This window comes from Sphingomonas bisphenolicum (genome assembly GCF_024349785.1).
GTDB lineage: Bacteria > Pseudomonadota > Alphaproteobacteria > Sphingomonadales > Sphingomonadaceae > Sphingobium > Sphingobium bisphenolicum.
In genome coordinates this window covers 1,444,160-1,461,848 of the sequence record NZ_AP018817.1, presented here as the reverse complement: position 1 = coordinate 1,461,848, position 17,689 = coordinate 1,444,160, and the positions used below count along the sequence as shown (strand labels likewise).

The following is a 17,689-nucleotide window of genomic DNA, read 5'->3' as shown; positions in this document are numbered from 1 at the left end:
AAGGATAATATTAAGGATATTCCGACGCATTGAGACCCAAGGATTCCGCGAGTTCGTCAAGATCGGCGCCCGGCCGGACCAGCAGCCAGTCGCGGCTGGCCGCAGCATCCACTACCGTTACGGCGCCCTTGGGACATATGCCCAGACAATTGACCTCCATCACGCCCGCCGTCGCCTTGCGACCCTTTTTCAAGGACAGATGTTTGCGCAGCGCCTTGGCCAGCCGTTCGCCGCCGTCCGGACCAAAACCGCCGTCCAACTTCTTGGAACATTTGCGGCAAACTAGCACCACATTCGTCCAATTCGAACGGACATAATCCTTCAATCACTCGCTCCCCGCGGTTTCCAGGTCCGCCGTTCCTCTGCCGCACGCAGTACTTCATAAGCGGCCTGAATCGCCTGGAACCGCACCGAGGCATCGCTGTCGCCTGGCTTCACGTCGGGATGATATTCCTTGGCAAGCCGGCGCCAGCTCTTCTTCACATCCTCGAAACCAGCATCGTCCTCCAGCTCCAGCGCCTTGAGCGCGTGGAGTTCGTCGCGCGATCGGCTGCCGTCGCCCGGCCCGCCCCAGCCATGATAGGCGCTGGATTGATAACCGCCCGCATCCCGCCGTTCGGCCTGCTCGCGCGCTGCCCGTTCTTCCTGGTCCAGCCCCTGAAAATAGTCCCAGTTGCGGTTATATTCGCCGGCATGATCAGCGCAGAAATACCAGCGTTCCGGGCTGTTGGGGGACTTGGGCGCGGGGCAGTCGCCGGGGCGGTCGCAGCCATAGCGGTCGCACAGGCGCACCTTCTGCGCCTCACGCGATCCGCCATAGGCGCGCCATCGGGGAAATCCCCAGTCATTGGATCGGCTCTGTCTTGCCATCCGGCCAAATTAGGGAATAAGCCGCGCAAACGCCAGCCCGGCGGGCATATTTGCGCGGGAAAATGCCAGAGGGCCTGTAAGCCGGGTTCTGTCCACCCTGTTTCCAGGGATAGGCGACCATTCCTCTAGGGAACGGATTGCTCCGTTCCTCAAGCAACCAACCCGGGCGGTCTCGGCCGAAACAGGCCTAGCGGTCGAAGCCGCGCGCCGCCCCTATTCGGTCTTGCTCCCGGTGGGGTTTACCGTGCCGCCTTGCGTTGCCGCAGACGCGGTGCGCTCTTACCGCACCCTTTCAATTTCGCATGGCCTAGGCCGTTGCGACCTGCTTTCTGTTGCACTGTCCCTTGGATCACTCCAGCCGGTCGTTAACCGGCACCGTCATTTCGTGGAGCCCGGACTTTCCTCGCCGTGGCAGTTACCCGCCACGCCGCGGCCGCCCGGCCCTCTGGCGAAACGGGCCTTAGACCGATTTGTCGGCCCCGTCATCCCGCTTATTCATCGCCGCGCGGCTTGGGCAGCAGCAGGGCCAGCAGGATGGCGCGACATTCGCCGCAGATCACTCCGTCGATCAGCTCCGGCCGGAAGCGGCGCTGGAAGGCGACCACCGCCGCCTGCGGATCGGCGATGTCATAGCCGAAACGTTCGAGCGCCAGCATGAAGCCGCCGTCGGTCCAGTGCGGGTCCATCAGATTCTTGGTGGGTCGCGGGAGCGCCAGTCGCAGGCGCGCGAGTTGGCCCCAAGGAAAAAGCTCGCCAGGATCCTGCTTGCGCGCGGGCGCGATATCGCTGTGGCCGACGATGTTGCCACGCGTGATGCGGTGACGCTGGACGATCGCATGAACCAGCGGAATCAGCGATCCCATCTGCGTTTCGGGGAAAGGCCGATAGCCCCATTCATGCCCCGGATTGACGATCTCTATGCCGATGCTGGCCGAATTGACGTCATCGACGCCGCGCCAGTGCGATCGGCCCGCATGCCAGGCCCGTTTACCCTCGTCGACCATGCGGATGATCTGGCCGTCCTCGGTCACGACATAATGGGCCGACACTTTCGATTCCGGGTTGGCCAGCCAATTGATGGCGCTCGCCGCATCGGGCATACCGGTATAGTGCAGCACCAACATCGTGATCGGCAGGCTGCGATCGTCAAAATTGGGCGACGGCGTTTCGATCATCGGCATGTCGGTCATCGGGGAAGGCCAGTCACTTGCAGCGGCTCGATCATCGCACCCTTCCGGCGCGCCTCTCTGGCGGCCTCTAATGGACAATGACCGAGACCGGCGCAGCAATCAAGCAGGGTTAATGCGGATGAAGCCGGTTCAGCCCGCGCGACGCATCGGTCCACCGGCGCAATGGGGCAGCAGGGCCTTGGGCGCATAGCCCCCACGGAAATCCGGGTGCGGCAGGAAATCATCGCCTTGGCCGATCACCGTTTCCCCTGCGCCCAGCAACAGGACCGATCCTGCATGGCTATGCCGGGCGAGCAGTCGCAGCACTTCCCCGCGTCGTTCGGGCGTGAAGTAGAGCAACACGTTGCGACAGAGAATCAGATCATATTCCCCGGTCGGAGCATGCGGATCGAACAGATTATCATGCCGGAAATCGATCATCCGGCGCAGTTCCGGGCTGGCCCGCCACTCTTCCCCATGCGGCTCGAACCATTTGATCAGGTCGCCCACGGCCAAACCACGCTGCACGTCCATCTGCGAAAAGGTGCCGGCTTTCGCCTGCTCGATCGCGGCGGTGGAAATGTCCGTCGCCAATATCTCGATCCGCCACCCCAGCCAGCGCGCAGCATCGTTGCGCAAGCGGATCGCGAGCGAATAGGCTTCCTGCCCGGTCGAACAGCCCGCACTCCAGATACGCAGCGTGCGGTCCTGCCGAGCGTCCTGAATATGCGGCAGAATCTGGCGATGGATCATGTCGAAAATCTGAAGATCGCGGAAAAAGCTGCTTTCATTGTTCAGCAGCGCATTGACGACATCCTCGTCCAGCCGCGGATCGCGCCTGCGCAACAGCCGAGCGGCCAGATCATCGATATCCTGCAACCCATGGGCGCGCAGGACGGGGCGCAGCGCGGTTTCCATCCGCCAGGCGCGACCTTCGGACAGCACTTGCCCGGTTCTTGCCTCGAGCAATCCCGACAGGATGCGCTCAGCGCCCTGGAAAATCGCGGCTCCGGTTGGGGGCAGCGGCATCAGGCGGCAATCTTTCCACGGCGGGCCACGAAATTCATGATCGCCAAGGGCTCCATGACCGCGCAGGTCAGCCCGGCCCCGGCGACCGAACCCGGCATCCCCCACACCACGCTGCTCGCTTCGTCCTGGGCGACGATCCAGCCGCCGGCCGCGACGATCTCGCGCGCGCCTAATGTTCCGTCGCGCCCCATGCCGGTGAGCACGATGCCCGCGGCCCCCGCTCCATAGACTTCCGCCATGCTGGCAAACATCGGATCGACGCCGGGCAGATTGCCAGCCGGCGTGCGTTCGGGATTGAGGAGGATCGTGACACGGCCATGCAAGCCGCGCCGCAATTGGATATTGGCGTCACCGGGTGCGACATAGACGATATCGGGTGTCAGCAGATCGCCGGTTTCCGCCACCTTCACACGCAGGCTGGTCATCCGTGACAGTTGCTGCGCGAAATAAACAGTGAAGCTGGCGGGGAGATGCTGGGTCAGCAGCAGCGGCACGCCCAACGGCGCAGCGAGCCCCTGAAATAGCTGGCCCAAGGCATGAATGCCACCGGTCGATGCGCCGATGCCAATGCAGGCGAGCGGCGCGGTGGCAGGATCAACCGATGGCGGGGTGGGTAGACGCGGCAGCGGCGGTGCTGCAAGTCGATCGCCAAACAGCCGGTTCAGCCGGTCTATGAGCGCCTGGGGGAATTGTTCGCCGAAGCTGCCACTGCCTGGCTTGGACACGATATCGCTGGCCCCGAGCGCCAGCGCCTCGATCGCGGCGGCGCTGCCTTCCTCGCATCGCCCCGACAGAATCGCGACCTTCACGGCCGGATTCGCGCGCAATATCTGCGGCAAGGCAGCCAGACCGCTCTGGCCCGGCAGCTCAATGTCGAGCAGCACCAGATCGACTACATTTTCCGCCAGATAGCCCAGCGCATGTTCGGCGCTGTTGGTTTTGTGCACCACATTATAGCCCGGATCGCCATGAAGAATGCGTTCGATGACTGTCCGCACGACGACCGAATCATCGACCACCAGCGTGCGAACGGTGCGTCGTTCACTGCTGCGGCTGGATGGTATCGGCATGATCGCGTTCATCATGGACTTTCTGCGCGGAAGGATCAGATGGAAATCGGGCACTCCTGGATCAGCGGGAAGGCGCCGCTAGATCACGCCGACAATCGCCAGCTTGCTTTCCAATGTCTCCCTGTCGAATGGCTTCATGACATATTCGTCGGCACCGGCCTCGACCGCCGCCTTGATATGGCTGATGCCATTTTCGGTGGTGCAGAAGATGATCTTGGGCCGTGCCGCCATCTTCGCGCTGGACAGGGCCTGAAGGAACTCCATGCCGCTCATGATCGGCATGTTCCAGTCGAGCAGCACGACATCGGGCGGGAAAGCCTCGCATTTGGTCAGCGCGTCCTGTCCGTCCACCGCCTCGCTGACCGTCAGGTCCAGCGATTCGAGAATGTGGCGGGCAACCTTGCGGATGACCTTTGAATCGTCGACGACCAGGCAATTCTTCATGAAGCGTCCCTTAGGTTTTTTGCGTCCCGTTGCAGCGGGCTTAACCGGCAAAGCCAAGTATTTGGTAAACGACGCACCATTCTTTATGCCGCCTGGGCCAAGGCGCCGCCCTCGATGAATGCAGCCAGCGAAACCAGCAGCCAGGAATGGCCATCATGTTCGACCAGCGCGCGCGCATACGGCGCCCAGGCAGGGTCGAGTTGACCACGCAACGGGAGCTCCCCCTCCGGCACGCGGCAGATATCCGACACGCCATCGACCATCAGGCCATAGCTGTGGCCGCTGATATTGGCGATGATGGCGAGGCCGCGTTGCTCGGCCGGGGTAGCCCGGCCGTGGATCAATGCGGCGACATCGATGATGGTGAGGACGCGACTGCGCAAGGCGGAAAGGCCGGCGACATGCGCCCCCATGCCCGGCACCGGGGATATATCGGTCAGGCGGACAACCGCCTCAACCTCTCCGGTTTCGACCGCGATCCGCGTGTTGGCCAGAGTCGCAAGAAGATAGAGCTGATCCATGGCCGCCTTCCTTAAGCCCGCCGACCGGCGATCGCCGCCATCAGCGCATCCTGATCATAGCGATAAATGCTGACGTCCTGCGGCCCTTCAGGGCGAGGCGAGGCGCGCAGATGCACGACGCGACACCCCATGATTTCGGCCGCCTGCGCGGCATCCGCTTCCGTGCAAAGGACCACGTCTTCCGGATCGACGGCGCAGTCGCCGGGCAGGCCCAGAACCACCTCATGCCCCGCCTGCCGCAGCAATGGCGCCAATATCTCACGCGTCCATCCATCGCCGCTGTCGGCCAGCACGCATCGCCCCCGCGCACGCTCGACCGCCCCTTCTTCGGGCAAACCGGCGAAAAGGGCGAAGGGATTGATCACCTCGAGATGCTCGCCATCGACTACCGCGACGCCGCTCAACATCCCATGCATGGCGACCATGTCCGGGACGGCCGGCATCTGGACGATGTCGAGTACGCTTGCCACGGGATAGCAGGCCTCGCGCCGATCGTCGCGCAAGCGCAGCGCGGACACCTTGGCCCGATCGAATTGCGACAGGCCGTTGGCGACAGGCACCAGCCGCTCGTCGAGCCGCACGAACGCACGGCCGCCCGATTTGCCGAACAGGCTTGCATCGATATCTTCGACCCGCTCGATCAGTGACAATTTGAGCAGGCGGCGTTCGCCCGTCAGTTCCTCGAAACGCAGTGCCGCGACCATCTCGACGCCGGCTTGCGCGCCGGCTTGCTCTTCCTGCTGCCGCGCAGCCCGATCGTCCACGATGTTGGGCAGACGCGCCGCGTTGGCGAGACCGGCGGCGTCGAGCAACAGCATCGGCTTGCCATTGTCAGGCAGGGTCATGCCGGCATAGACCCCGGTCGCCATCACCAGGGGCGAGGCCGGACGGATCACCAGTTCCTCATGATTGTCGACCGCCGACACGCCCATCGCGAAGGGTACGCCAGTGGCCGAACGCACCACCATGATAGCGCGCGGCCCCTGCTGAACGGGCTTTTCCATGCCCAGCACATCTTCAAGATCGACCATGGAATGGCGGATCGCGCGAATCGTCGCGATCTTTGCGCCCCCGACCTCGCTGACCTGCAACGTTTCATTATTGTCGTGCAGGATTTCGACCACCGCCGAGCGCGGGATCGCGAAATGCTGACCGCCGGCCCGGACAATCAGCCCGGGAATGATCGTCAGCGTCAACGGCACGCGCAACGTAATGCACAACCCCTGCCCCGGATGATTGTCGAGAGCGATAACCCCGCCGATACGCTCCACATTGGCGCGCACCACATCCATGCCGACACCCCGGCCGGAAATGGCGGTCACCTGATTCGCGGTCGAAAGGCCGGCCTGGAAAATAAGGTCGAGCTTGTCTTCTTCGGAAAGACGCATGGCGGCTTGCCGGGTCAGCCGGCCTGCGGCGATGGCCTTGTCGACCAGACGCGCCGTGTCGATGCCTGCACCGTCGTCGGCGATCGCAATGACGATCTGATTGCCCGACTGGCGTGCTTCCAGCCGCAAGCGCCCCGCGTCCGGTTTCCCCGCGGCGCGCCGGTTTTCAGGCGTCTCGATACCGTGATCGATGCTGTTGCGCACGATATGGGTGAGCGGATCGACGACCATCTCCACCATTTCGCGGTCCATTTCGACATCGCCGCCTTCCAGCGTGAGGTCGATGCGCTTGCCAAGGTCGCGGCCAAGGTCGCGCACCATACGCGGGATGGCCGCAAACAGGCGATCGACCCGTTGCATCCGCGTCTTGGATATCACGTCGCGCATGTCGGCGACGCAGCTCGACAGCCGTTCGAACACATTATCCAGTTCGGGATCGGCGGAACGCTCGCGCAGCTTGCGCGACAATTCATTGCGCGCCAGCACCATGTCCGACACGCCATTCATCAACTGATCGATCAGACTGAGAGGCAGGCGAATGGTCCGCGGCCCCGATTGCGCCCCACCCTGCCGCGCGACGGCAACGGGCGCTGCGGCCGTTTCGATCGCTGACTGAGCGGCGCGTTCGGGCTGGGCGCTCAGAGCGCCGATCAGAAAATCATCATTCTCGCTGGGCAGGGCCGCACCGATGGCGACCGCCTCGGTCAGTTCGCCAATCCGGTCCATGATGCCGAGTACGGCGCTTACGGTGGCGGGGTCCGCCCCACGCTTTCCAGCGCGAATCTCGGACAGCACATCCTCGGCCGCGTGACTCAGCCGTTCGAAGCGCGGCAAATTCAGGAAGCCGCAGCTACCCTTCACCGTATGGAAAAAGCGGAAGATGGCATCCAGCCGATCCCGGTCGGATGGATCGGCTTCCCAGGCGACCACTTCGCCTGCGAGAGCCTCCAGCGTTTCCTGGGTCTCGGATATGAATTCCTGAAGTAGTTCGTCCATTCCCTATGGGCCCCACGGATGCGCGCAGGGGCACCATGGCGGGGCGTGGTTAAAGGGCCGTTAAAGGCGAGACGAGCGGCGTAATGCGTTCATGCAAAAAGGGCGCCGCGCACAGACGCGACGCCCTTGTCGGCTCGGGTAGTGAACCGCTGCTTATTGATGCTTTTCGACGGCATCCTCAGCCTTGTCACCCGCTTCGCGGGTGGCGGCAGCCTTGTTCTCCAGCGCGTCGGCGGCGTTTTCAGCCGCATTCTCGGCGTTGCCGCTCAGATTGTCGGCCATCGCCTCCATATTGTCGGCCTGGTTGTCGAGTGCGTCCGCCTGGTTCTCGTAAGCGTTCTCGACCTTGTTTTCCTTGGCGGAATCGCACGCGGCGAGCGCGACAAGGCTGGCAAGGCCCAGGACTGTGACGAAAGTTTTCACGGCGTATTCTCCTGTTTGCGCCCCCGGGGGCTGACGTCATTCGGCACGGGATTCCATCGGCGCCACGCCATCTGGAACCCTGACGCGGATCAACCGGCCGCATGCATGATGGTTCCCGTCGCGGCCTCGTTTCGTCGCAAAAACGATTATTTTTTAAGCGAATCCCGGATTTCGCGCAGCAGCACGATGTCCTCGGGCGTGGGGGCCGGCGCGGCCGGCGCAGGTTCGGGCTTGGCGGTAAGCTTGTTCATCGCCTTGACCAGCAAGAAGATGATGAAGGCGAGAATGATGAAATTGACCAGCACGGTCAAAAACTGTCCCCAGCCGAACATCGCGACGCCGGCGGCTTTCAGATCGGTATAGCTGTCAGGATTGCCCTTGAAGCCAGCCGGCAACTCTCCGAGCCGCACAAAATAACCGGAAAAATCGGCGCCGCCGAAGATGTAGCCGACCACCGGCATGATGAGGTCGTCGGTCAGCGACTTCGTGATGGTGGCGAAGGCGCCGCCAATGATGACACCGACCGCGAGGTCCATCACATTGCCGCGGTTGATGAATGTCTTGAATTCGGAAATCAGTCCCATGGGGAACTCCTTGCGCTGTCTACGATAATATCAGGATGGCCCGTTGCGCCTTTCAGGACAACGCCCTATTTCCACAGGCGAAACAAAAAGCCGAGGATGTTCCATGACGCTCCTGCGCCGCTTCTCCACCGTCCTGCTACCGATGTTCGGGGCGCTTGCCCTGTCCGCCTGTGGCATCAACAGCGTGCCGACCGCCGAAGAGGAGGCGAAGGCGAAATGGGCCGACGTCCAGGCGCAATATCAACGCCGCGCCAACCTGACGGGCAATCTCGTCGCCACCGTGAAGGCGGCAGGCAAGCAGGAACAGGCGACGCTGACCGCTGTGGTCGAAGCCCGCGCCAAGGCGACGTCGGTCCAGGTCAACGCCGAAGATCTGTCCGATCCCGCCAAGGTGGCGCAGTTCCAGGCGGCGCAAGCCCAACTGAGCCAGGGGCTGGGCCGCCTCCTCGCCACGGTCGAGGCCTATCCCGACCTCAAGACCAACGAGAATTTCCTGCAACTCCAGTCGCAACTGGAAGGCACGGAGAACCGCATCGCCGTCGCCATCCGCGACTATAATGGCGCAGTGCAGGCCTATAATACCCGCATCCGTACCTTCCCCGACGCGATCGGCGCCAAGCTGATCCATGGCGCGAAGCCCATGACCCCGTTCCAGGCCACTACGCCGGGCGCGGAGGAGGCGCCGAAGGTCGACTTCGGCAACTGATCGGATGCTTCGCCGCCTGGTCCTGATCCTCACGCTGCTGGCGCTCGCGCCGGCGGCGTGGGCGCAGAGCTTTCCCACATTCGATGACAAGGGCGTGGTCGATGCGGCGAACCTGCTCGATCCTGCACAGGAGCAGGCGCTCAGCCAGAAACTGATCGCGCAGAAAAAAGCGAGCGGCCGTTCGCTCGTCGTGGCGACAATTCCTGATCTTCAGGGCTATGACATATCTGACTATGGTTATCGCCTGGGTCGCGCCTGGGGCATCGGCGACAAGGACAGCAACGGCGCGCTGCTGATCGTCGCGCCGGCCGAGCGCAAGATACGCATCGAAGTCGGCTATGGCCTGGAGGGCGTGCTGACCGATGCGCTGTCCTCGCAGATCGTTCGCAACGCCATCGCCCCGCGTTTCAAGGCCGGGGACATGCCGGGCGGTATCGATGCAGGCGTCGATCAGATCACGGGCCTGCTGGCCCTGCCACCGGACGAGGCCAAGGCGCGCGCAGCGGCGGCCGAAGCGGACGCCCGGAAACAGGATGACGGGGGCGGCGCGATCATCGGCTTCTGGATCATATTGTTCATCATCTTCTTCGTTGCCCTGCCGATGCTGTCGCGCGCACGGGGCGGGACACGCTATCGCCGCGGCGGCGGAAGCGCCCCGATCATCATCTGGGGTCCGGGAACCGGCAGTTCCGGATGGGGATCGGGCGGCGGTTCCGGATGGGGCGGATCGAGTTGGGGCGGCGGCGACAGCGGCGGCGGCTTTTCCGGTGGCGGCAGCTTCGGCGGCGGCGGCGCGTCGGGAGATTGGTGATGCAGCTTCATCTGACGCAGGCCGATCACGAATTGGTTTCGGCCGCCGTGACCGAGGCGGAAGCCCATACGTCGGGCGAAATCGTGACCATCGTCGCACGACGGTCCGACAGCTATCATGATGTCGGCCTGAGCTGGGCAGCGGCGGCAGTGTTCATCGCGCTGGCGCTGATGGCCGCATTTCCGGGCTATCTCCGCGCCTTCCTGTCAGCGCTGTTGCTCGACTGGGAGCATGAGCTGGCCGACTGGAAGCTGCTGATGGGGCTGCTCGGCCTTCTCATCCTCAAATTCCTGGTCATACGCTATCTGCTGGCGATCATGCCGCTGCGCATGGCCGTGACGCCGCGTACGACCAAGGCGCGGCGGGTGCGGCGACGCGCCATCCTGCTGTTCCGCACCGCCGCCGAAGCGCGCACCCTCGGCCGCACCGGGGTTCTCATCTATCTCTCGCTCGACGAGCATCGCGCCGAAATCGTCGCCGACAGGGCGATCAACGAGAAGGTCGCGGCGGAAGCCTGGGGCGACGCAATGGCAGCGCTGATAGACGCGATCCGCGCAGGCCGCGCCGGCGAGGGATTGGCGGATGCCGTGCGACAAGTAGGCGTCGTGCTGACCGCCCACTTCCCGCGCGCCGACGACGACATTAACGAACTGCCCGATAGGCTGATCGAATTATGACCGACCCCGACCGGAACGCACCCGAAGAAGTGATGTGGACGGGGCGTTTCATCACCGCCAAGAAGCGTGGCAAATGGGAATATGTCGGCCGCGCGCGCGGTATCCACGCCGCCGTCATTCTGGCGATCGACGACACGGATGATGGCCCTCACGTTCTGCTGGTGGATCAGTATCGTGTGCCTCTGGGTCGACGTTGCATCGAACTGCCCGCCGGTCTCGTCGGCGACGGAGAGGAGGGCGAGGAGGCCGGCATTGCGGCCGCGCGCGAATTGGAGGAGGAAACCGGCTTCCGTCCGCACCGCCTCGAATCGCTTGGCCAGTTCTACATCTCGCCAGGCATGGTGTCGGAGAGTTTCACCCTCTTCCGCGCACACGGCCTGGAAAAGACCGGCGCGGGCGGCGGAGTAGACGAGGAGGATATTCACGTCCATCGCGTACCCCTCGCCACCCTGCCCGACCAGATCGCCATCTGGCGCGAGCAGGGCTATGCGATGGACGTGAAGCTCCTGCTGCTGCTCGGTACGGGCATGGTTGCCTGACGCATCTTCGTTTCAGCCCCGCTCGGACATCGGGACTGATAGCGTCAGCGCCACATCACGGCACGCGATACCATCCGGCCACACGGTCGAGCGCCAGGGTCAACACCAGTTTCCCCGCCCGACTGGGCCAGCCCAGCGCCTTTTCCGCAGCGTTCAGCCCCTCGCCTGCACAGGCGACGCGCCACAATATGTCGGCAAGGCCGGGACCAGCGGCGCGGATGGCGCCATCGAACCGTTCGCGCGCCGACAGCTGGGCCAATGTCGGATCGGCAGCCCCTCCCCCACCAATGGCGCTGCGCGGCGCTCCATCCCACCGCATGGTGACCCGTGCGCCCAGCCCGGCCTTTTCCCAATCGCGGCGCAGCAGGTCGCCCGCCAGATAGTGGCGCTCGCTCAAATGCCCCCGTGCATGAAGCCAGGCGAGCGGCGATTCGCCGACATGCACCAGCACGGCCTGGGTCAGGCCTTCCGGGTCTTCGATCATCTGCTCGACATGGGTAGCGACCATCTGCATCTCCTTGCTGACGGGATTGGACATGCAGGGTCTTGCCATGTGGGATAGTTTGTAGGAAAGAGAAAACCAAATAGGTTCTATTTCGAGGTGCAGATGATTACCCGTATCCGCGAGGTCCGCAAGGCCAAGGGGCTTACGCTTGAACAGGTCGGCGCGTTGTGCGATCCACCCACAACGGCCCAGACGATCGGGCGGCTGGAAACCGGCACGCGCACCGTCTCGGTCAAATGGCTCAACCGAATCGCGCTGGCATTGGGCGCCACCACCGCCGAACTGGTGGCTTTGCCGGGACAAGCCGACATAGCGGTCGCCGCTTTGCTCGGGCCGGATGGCGCGCGCGCGCCGACGCGGCCGCTCGCCTTCCCATCGCCGCTTGTCTCCGACGGGATGGTCGGCGTGCATGTCAGCGCCAGTATCGGCGATTATCGCAGCGGAGACGCGATCTGGTGCCGCCGCATCGCACCCGACGAGTTTTCGGGCGCGCTCAATCGCGACATATTATTTCCCCGTCCCGCCGGCCGTTTCCTGTTCGGGCGCCTGATCGGCCGCGAAGGCGACCGCCTGCAACTGCTGCCGCTGGGCGCCGGTGCGCGGCAATTGGTGCTGACCGACCCGCCATGGGCCGCGGTGGCGGTGCAACTCGTCCGACGCCTCTAGCCAAGGCGGTACGAGGCTGCTTAACCATCCGCTAAACACTATGCTGCGAAAGAGAGGCCATGGCGCTCAACGTCCTTATGCTATCGACCCTCTTTCCCGACATCAGCCGACCCAATTTCGGCGTATTCGTGGAACGGCAGGCGCGCGAACTGGCAAGTCGGCCCGAAGCGGACGTCACCGTGGTCGCGCCCGTCGGCCTGCCGCCGTGGCCATTGTCGCTGGCGGCGCGCTATGCCCCCCTGCGCGCGCTGCCGCGCAAGGAACGCTGGCGTGAACTGACGGTCTATCGGCCGACCTTCCCCATCATCCCCAAATTCGGCGGCCGCACCAATGTCGGCGCCATGACCCGCGCCATCCTGCCCCTGGTCAAACGATTGCACGCCGAAAAGCCGTTCGACGTGATCGACGCCAGCTTCTTCTTTCCCGATGGCCCGGTGGCCCAGCGCCTGTCGAAAGCGCTGGGCATTCCCTACTCGGTCAAGGCGCGCGGTGCGGACATCCATTATTGGGGCACGCAAAGCGGCACGCGCAAGATGGTGCTGCAAGCGGCAGACGGCGCGGCGGGCCTGCTCGCCGTATCGGACGCGATGCGCCGGTCGATGGCGCGAATGGGGATCGATGCGGACAAAATCCGTGTCCATTATACGGGCGTCGACCTCGACACATTCGAGATGGGCGACCGCGATGCCGCCAAGGCCGCGCTGGATTTCAGCGGCCCGGTCCTGCTGTGCGTCGGCGCGCTCATCCCGCGCAAGGGGCAGGATCTTCTGGTGCGCGCGCTCCCCATGCTGCCGGATGTGACGCTGTTGCTGGCAGGCCAGGGCGCCTTCCGGCGCACGCTGGAAAATCTGGCGCAGGAACTGGGCGTGGAAAGGCGCATCGGCTTCCTGGGATCGGTGCCGCATCACAAACTGCCCCGTATCTATACGGCGGCCGACGTGATGGTGCTGCCGTCCGAATCCGAAGGGCTGGCCAACGCCTGGGTGGAATCGCTCGCCTGCGGCACGCCGATCGTCATCACCGACGTCGGCGGCGCACGCGAGTTGCTGGATCGGTCTGAAGCCGGTCGGATCGTCGCGCGCGAACCAGAAGCGATCGCCGAGGCGATCAGAGCGATACTGGATGCCCCGCCTGCGGCGAAAGATGTGCGAGAGGCAGCGCTGCGCTTCACCTGGACCGCCAATGGCGACACTTTGCTGGCCCATCTTCAGGCGATCGCGGGAAAAGCGGAAACCTAGTCCCAGAAGCGCAGCAGCCGGGCTCTGCCATCCGATGTCGGGAAATGGCCGCCGTCGAAGGGCACTTCCCCCCAACGCCAGGGCGTCAACTCCTGATAGGCCGGGTTTGACAATGGCGCGTGACGACGCAGGTTGAGCAGCCGCCCCGCGCCTTGATAGACCGATAGCCGGGCATGTTCGCGATAGATGTCCGCCGCTCGCTCGTAATGAAAGGCGTCGTGCCATCCCATGGCGCGCGCAATCTGCGTCACGATCCACCAACCCGGTCGCGCTTCACCCGGCAGGGCAAAAACTGACCGCTGTCGGCTGATCAGGCGATCTGCGCCGGTGATCGTGCCGTCGCGCTCCAGCAGTCCAGGCATCGGTATCGCCAGATCGATACGATCCGCCATCGCGGGATCGAGCCGGTCGCCGGCAAAGAGTGTGAAGGGACGATTGTCGGGAAAGGCATCCAGCAAGGCGGCGGGCGCATCCCCGAGCATCAGCAGCACCTTGATAAGGCCATCGCCGATCGCCTCGCGCAACGCATCTCCAGACAGGCCGGGCGTCACGACCACTCTGTCCGTCGACCAGAAACGACTGACGGAAGCCAGCGCATCTGCCGAAAAATCCCGATGCGCGGCCAAGGCCGTTGCAATGCATCCGACTTCGCGCGCGCCCATGGCGTTGGGCGCCCCGGGCAGCGCGAAAGGCGCCGCACCAGGCTGACCGATCCTGCCGGTGACGAGGTGCAGGGCCAGGATCGCCTCCGCCGCGCGCGCATCCCCGTCCCCAACGTCGGGATCGAACATTGTCACCATGCTCGGCGCGCGCGCGGACAACTCCTGAAACTCCCGTATCGCCGCGATCGGCAGGCCGGTCATGCCCGCCACCGACCATAGGTCGTGCCCCGGCCGCAGCGCCTCCCAATAGCCGTCCGGCACCGCCACATTTTTCGCGACGAACGACCGATCCAGCAAGTCTGCGTCGTGCAAGTGCAACAACAGTCCGCCCAGCAATGTGGCGACGCTGCCGGACGCCGGCGCCAGATGAAGGTCCGCAGGCAGAAGCCGCGCGCCGGGATCGGGATCGACGATGACGAGTTGCGTGCCCCTCTCCTCCCGCGCCATGGCGACCCGGTGCGCCAGCACCGGATGGCGCCGCAGCACGCCCGCACCGATTGCGAGGATCAGTTCCGCGCCATCGACATCCTCGCCGCTCGCGGGCATAACATCTTCACCGAAGGCCGCAATCTGCGCACGCGTGGCGATGTTATTCCACGGAACATCGATATGCGCCGAACCGATGAAACCCTTCATCAGCTTGTTGGCCGCGAAATAATCCTCGGTCGGCAGGTCGCCTGCGACATGGAGTGCAACACTTGCGGGACCATGCTGGGCGATGATGTCGGACAGGCGACGCGCGGCATGGGCGATCGCGCGGTCCCGGCCGACGCGCTTGCCGGCCAGCAACGGATGCAATAGCCGGCCATCCAGTCCCGTGTCAGCGGCAAGCGCCTCGCCTGCCGGACAGAGCCAGCCCATATTGGTCGGGTGAATGCGGTCGCCCTCGATGAAGACGCCCCGCGCATCGTCGTCGCTCAGGCCAGCCATGGCCCGCACGCCACAGCCCATGGCGCATCGGCCGCATAGCGTTTTAATTGCCGTCATCATCGCGCATGTAACCGATCGGGATGTCGGGAAAAAGATCGCAAAGCGCGTTCGCGGTTGAGTTGCCCGACGATGCGGCGCAAAAAGGCCGCATGATGCGCGCTCTCCTTCGATCCTTCGCCGCTATGCTCATTCTGGCGCTGTCCAACCCGGCCGGCGCCGCGAATGAACGCGGCCCGCTGGTGCTGGCCGCCGCCAGCTTGCAGGATGTGCTCGCGGTTGCGGCGGTCGAATGGGCGCGACAGGGGCATCCGCAGCCGATCCTCTCCTTCGCCGGTTCATCCGCACTGGCGCGTCAGATTCGGGCCGGGGCGCCAGCCGACCTGTTCGTTTCCGCCGACGAGGATTGGATGGACGTCGTCGAGAAGGCAGGCTCGGTCCAGGCCGGCACGCGGGCGGACATCGCCGGCAATCGGCTGGTCCTGGTCTCCCCCCTCCGTCAGCCGGTACGGCTGACGATAGGTCGGGACATGCCGATCGCCAAGACGCTGGGTTCGTCGCGGCTCGCCATGGCCGACCCGGACAGCGTGCCAGCCGGCAAATATGGCAAGGCCGCGTTGACGACGCTTGGTGTCTGGTCGGCGGTAGCGCCCAAAGTCGTGCGTTCGGAAAATGTCCGCGCCGCGCTGGCCCTGGTAGAGCGCGGCGAAGCGCGGCTCGGCATCGTCTATGCGACCGACGCGCGCGCGTCGCGCAAGGTGCAGATCGTGGGGATCTTCCCGCCCGCCAGCCACCCGCCTATCCGCTATCCCGTTGCCCGGCTCAAGAACAGCCGGCACGCTGATGCCGACGGGTTCCGCCGCTTCCTGCTTTCGCCCAAGGGGCGCGCCGTGCTGACGCGCTACGGCTTCACCGCGCCTTGATCGCCCCCCTGTCGCCTGACGAATGGATCGTCCTGGCCCTGTCGCTCAAGGTCAGCCTGGTCGCCGTCGCCTTGAGCCTGCCGATCTGCTTCTTCCTCGCCTGGATATTGTCGCGCTGGCATTTCCCGGGAAAATTGCTGGTCGACGCGCTGGTCCATCTGCCGCTGGTGCTGCCGCCCGTGGTAACCGGATGGCTGCTCCTGTTGCTGTTCGGCATGAACGGACTGATCGGGAGTTGGTTATCCCAAGTGCTGGGCGTCACGTTGTTGTTCCGCTGGACCGGCGCAGCGCTCGCTGCCGCCATCATGGCGGTGCCGTTAATGGTGCGGGCTATCCGCCTGTCGATCGAGGCGATCGACGGGCGGCTGGAGTGTGCGGCTGCGACCCTGGGCGCCTCGCGGATGCGGATTTTCCTCACCATTTCTTTGCCGCTGGCGCTGCCCGGCGTGCTGGCCGCGGTCGTGCTGGGCTTCGCCCGGTCGCTGGGCGAATTCGGGGCAACGATCACCTTCGTGTCCGACGTGCCGGGAGAAACCCGCACCCTGCCCATCGCCATTTACGCCGCCATGCAGATGCCGAATGGGGAGCCGATCGTCACCCGCTTCGCCATAATATCGATCCTGCTGTCGCTCGGCGCGTTGATGCTATCGGAAATATTGGTGCGGCGGATCGCGCGGGGAGGACGTCATGTCATTTGACATCGACGTCAAACGAACGGTCGGAGGGCGATCGATCGCCTTATCCTGCAGCACGGAATCTCCGCTGGTAGCGCTGGTCGGCCCATCCGGCGTTGGCAAGACCAGCGTCCTCGATATGGTCGCCGGGATCGCCTCGCCCGACCGGGGCCGCATCGCCGTAGCCGGACAGACCTTGTTTGACAGCGACGCCGGGATCGACATCCCCGCCGCGCAACGGCAGGCCGGATACGTCTTTCAGGATCGTCGCCTGTTCCCCCATATGCGCGTGCGCGCCAACCTGGCATATGGCCGGCGCGCTGCCACCACGATGAACATGGACGATGTGCTCGCCTTCCTGGGCATCGGACATCTGCTCGACCGATGGCCGCACAGCCTGTCCGGCGGTGAGGCGCAGCGCGTAGCCATCGGGCGGGCCTTGCTATCCGGTCCGCGCTTTTTGTTGCTGGACGAACCCCTGTCGTCGCTCGATCGTGACCGCAAGGCGGATATTCTGGACGCGATCGACCAGATCCGTGGACGCAGCCCGATCCCGATCCTCTACGTCACGCACGATATCGGCGAAGCCGAGCGGCTTTCCGCGCTGGTCGTGACCATGCGCGAATAGCATTAGGCCTGTTCCTACTCTCCTGCGACAGCCGCATCCTGCCTGTTTCGCCATAACCAAGCCGTTGTCGACCGATAGGCCTTTCCACGTCGCCTTCCGCATATTAGAGGGGCGCATCCCCGGGGGGCCGCTCATGCGCGGCTGAGAGGTGGTCAGCAGACCACGACCCGCTGAACCTGATCCGGCTGATACCGGCGTAGGGAGGGCAAAGCGGCGTGTCTGCTAGTCCCTCCATGTGG

Annotated in this window: 21 protein-coding genes, 1 other RNA gene and 1 riboswitch; of the genes, 9 read left to right on the top strand and 13 right to left on the bottom strand. The window is 64.4% G+C overall.

What is annotated here, in order from left to right:
• Nucleotides 1–10 precede the first annotated feature (10 nt).
• The 11 genes from SBA_RS07315 to mscL form a co-directional block, all read right to left on the bottom strand.
• A complete protein-coding gene (locus SBA_RS07315; RefSeq protein ID WP_261936382.1) occupies nucleotides 11–325 on the bottom strand; it encodes a (2Fe-2S) ferredoxin domain-containing protein in 315 nt (104 codons plus the stop codon).
• Nucleotides 322–870: a J domain-containing protein gene (locus tag SBA_RS07310; RefSeq protein WP_261936381.1), complete on the bottom strand. Its 549-nt coding sequence runs from the start codon at nucleotides 868–870 to the stop codon at nucleotides 322–324. The genes SBA_RS07315 and SBA_RS07310 overlap by 4 nt, the downstream gene beginning before the upstream one ends.
• A 61-nt stretch (nucleotides 871–931) precedes the next feature.
• An RNA gene (rnpB, locus tag SBA_RS07305) (RNase P RNA component class A) lies at nucleotides 932–1,319 on the bottom strand.
• Between the two features lie 42 nt (nucleotides 1,320–1,361).
• Nucleotides 1,362–2,060, bottom strand: a complete 699-nt coding sequence (locus tag SBA_RS07300) for an N-acetylmuramoyl-L-alanine amidase (RefSeq protein WP_224547285.1) — start codon at nucleotides 2,058–2,060, stop codon at nucleotides 1,362–1,364.
• A gap of 129 nt (nucleotides 2,061–2,189) precedes the next feature.
• The gene (locus SBA_RS07295) at nucleotides 2,190–3,068 is read right to left on the bottom strand and encodes a CheR family methyltransferase (RefSeq protein ID WP_224547288.1); all 879 of its coding nucleotides are present in this window, start codon (nucleotides 3,066–3,068) and stop codon (nucleotides 2,190–2,192) included.
• On the bottom strand, nucleotides 3,068–4,150 hold the full coding sequence (locus SBA_RS07290) for a chemotaxis protein CheB (protein ID WP_224547421.1): 1,083 nt from the start codon (nucleotides 4,148–4,150) through the stop codon (nucleotides 3,068–3,070). The genes SBA_RS07295 and SBA_RS07290 overlap by 1 nt, the downstream gene beginning before the upstream one ends.
• Nucleotides 4,151–4,216: 66 nt before the next feature.
• Nucleotides 4,217–4,582, bottom strand: a complete 366-nt coding sequence (locus SBA_RS07285) for a response regulator (protein ID WP_224547290.1) — start codon at nucleotides 4,580–4,582, stop codon at nucleotides 4,217–4,219.
• 83 nt (nucleotides 4,583–4,665) lie between these two features.
• Nucleotides 4,666–5,103, bottom strand: coding sequence for a chemotaxis protein CheW (locus SBA_RS07280; RefSeq protein WP_261936380.1), 438 nt, complete (start codon nucleotides 5,101–5,103; stop codon nucleotides 4,666–4,668).
• 11 nt (nucleotides 5,104–5,114) lie between these two features.
• A complete protein-coding gene (locus SBA_RS07275) occupies nucleotides 5,115–7,487 on the bottom strand; it encodes a chemotaxis protein CheA (RefSeq protein ID WP_261936379.1) in 2,373 nt (790 codons plus the stop codon).
• Between the two features lie 153 nt (nucleotides 7,488–7,640).
• Nucleotides 7,641–7,910 (bottom strand): hypothetical protein, encoded by a 270-nt coding sequence (locus tag SBA_RS07270; protein ID WP_224547296.1) that lies wholly within the window; start codon nucleotides 7,908–7,910, stop codon nucleotides 7,641–7,643.
• Nucleotides 7,911–8,056: 146 nt separating this feature from the next.
• Entirely contained in the window at nucleotides 8,057–8,494 is a 438-nt protein-coding gene (mscL, locus tag SBA_RS07265) for a large conductance mechanosensitive channel protein MscL (RefSeq protein WP_261936378.1), read from the bottom strand.
• Nucleotides 8,495–8,597: 103 nt separating this feature from the next.
• Here mscL and SBA_RS07260 point away from each other — a divergent pair, with 103 nt between their 5' ends.
• From SBA_RS07260 to SBA_RS07245, 4 genes are read left to right on the top strand one after another with little or no spacing between them, the layout of a single operon-like run.
• Nucleotides 8,598–9,200, top strand: a complete 603-nt coding sequence (locus SBA_RS07260; RefSeq protein WP_261936377.1) for a LemA family protein — start codon at nucleotides 8,598–8,600, stop codon at nucleotides 9,198–9,200.
• 4 nt (nucleotides 9,201–9,204) lie between these two features.
• Nucleotides 9,205–10,011, top strand: a complete 807-nt coding sequence (locus tag SBA_RS07255) for a TPM domain-containing protein (protein ID WP_261936376.1) — start codon at nucleotides 9,205–9,207, stop codon at nucleotides 10,009–10,011.
• The gene (locus tag SBA_RS07250; protein WP_261936375.1) at nucleotides 10,011–10,688 is read left to right on the top strand and encodes a TPM domain-containing protein; all 678 of its coding nucleotides are present in this window, start codon (nucleotides 10,011–10,013) and stop codon (nucleotides 10,686–10,688) included. The genes SBA_RS07255 and SBA_RS07250 overlap by 1 nt, the downstream gene beginning before the upstream one ends.
• Nucleotides 10,685–11,227 (top strand): NUDIX hydrolase, encoded by a 543-nt coding sequence (locus SBA_RS07245; RefSeq protein WP_261936374.1) that lies wholly within the window; start codon nucleotides 10,685–10,687, stop codon nucleotides 11,225–11,227. Before SBA_RS07250 ends, SBA_RS07245 begins: the two co-directional genes overlap by 4 nt.
• A 55-nt stretch (nucleotides 11,228–11,282) precedes the next feature.
• On the opposite strand, the gene SBA_RS07240 is transcribed toward SBA_RS07245, so the two are convergent.
• Nucleotides 11,283–11,735: a DUF6456 domain-containing protein gene (locus tag SBA_RS07240; RefSeq protein ID WP_261936695.1), complete on the bottom strand. Its 453-nt coding sequence runs from the start codon at nucleotides 11,733–11,735 to the stop codon at nucleotides 11,283–11,285.
• Nucleotides 11,736–11,834: 99 nt separating this feature from the next.
• Between SBA_RS07240 and SBA_RS07235 the strand changes: the two genes are divergently transcribed.
• Nucleotides 11,835–12,398 (top strand): helix-turn-helix domain-containing protein, encoded by a 564-nt coding sequence (locus SBA_RS07235; RefSeq protein WP_261936373.1) that lies wholly within the window; start codon nucleotides 11,835–11,837, stop codon nucleotides 12,396–12,398.
• Between the two features lie 59 nt (nucleotides 12,399–12,457).
• The gene (locus SBA_RS07230) at nucleotides 12,458–13,636 is read left to right on the top strand and encodes a glycosyltransferase (protein WP_224547310.1); all 1,179 of its coding nucleotides are present in this window, start codon (nucleotides 12,458–12,460) and stop codon (nucleotides 13,634–13,636) included.
• On the opposite strand, the gene SBA_RS07225 is transcribed toward SBA_RS07230, so the two are convergent.
• Nucleotides 13,633–15,285: a molybdopterin oxidoreductase family protein gene (locus SBA_RS07225; RefSeq protein WP_261936694.1), complete on the bottom strand. Its 1,653-nt coding sequence runs from the start codon at nucleotides 15,283–15,285 to the stop codon at nucleotides 13,633–13,635. The genes SBA_RS07230 and SBA_RS07225 overlap by 4 nt on opposite strands.
• A 92-nt stretch (nucleotides 15,286–15,377) precedes the next feature.
• Between SBA_RS07225 and modA the strand changes: the two genes are divergently transcribed.
• The 3 genes from modA to SBA_RS07210 are packed head-to-tail and all read left to right on the top strand — an operon-like array spanning nucleotide 15,378 to nucleotide 17,450.
• A complete protein-coding gene (modA, locus tag SBA_RS07220; RefSeq protein ID WP_261936372.1) occupies nucleotides 15,378–16,148 on the top strand; it encodes a molybdate ABC transporter substrate-binding protein in 771 nt (256 codons plus the stop codon).
• Nucleotides 16,148–16,846, top strand: a complete 699-nt coding sequence (modB, locus tag SBA_RS07215; RefSeq protein ID WP_224547424.1) for a molybdate ABC transporter permease subunit — start codon at nucleotides 16,148–16,150, stop codon at nucleotides 16,844–16,846. The genes modA and modB overlap by 1 nt, the downstream gene beginning before the upstream one ends.
• Complete coding sequence (locus tag SBA_RS07210) at nucleotides 16,836–17,450, top strand: ATP-binding cassette domain-containing protein (RefSeq protein ID WP_224547314.1); 615 nt, start codon at nucleotides 16,836–16,838, stop codon at nucleotides 17,448–17,450. The genes modB and SBA_RS07210 overlap by 11 nt, the downstream gene beginning before the upstream one ends.
• Before the next feature lie 110 nt (nucleotides 17,451–17,560).
• A riboswitch (TPP riboswitch) is annotated at nucleotides 17,561–17,670 on the top strand.
• Nucleotides 17,671–17,689: the final 19 nt, after the last annotated feature.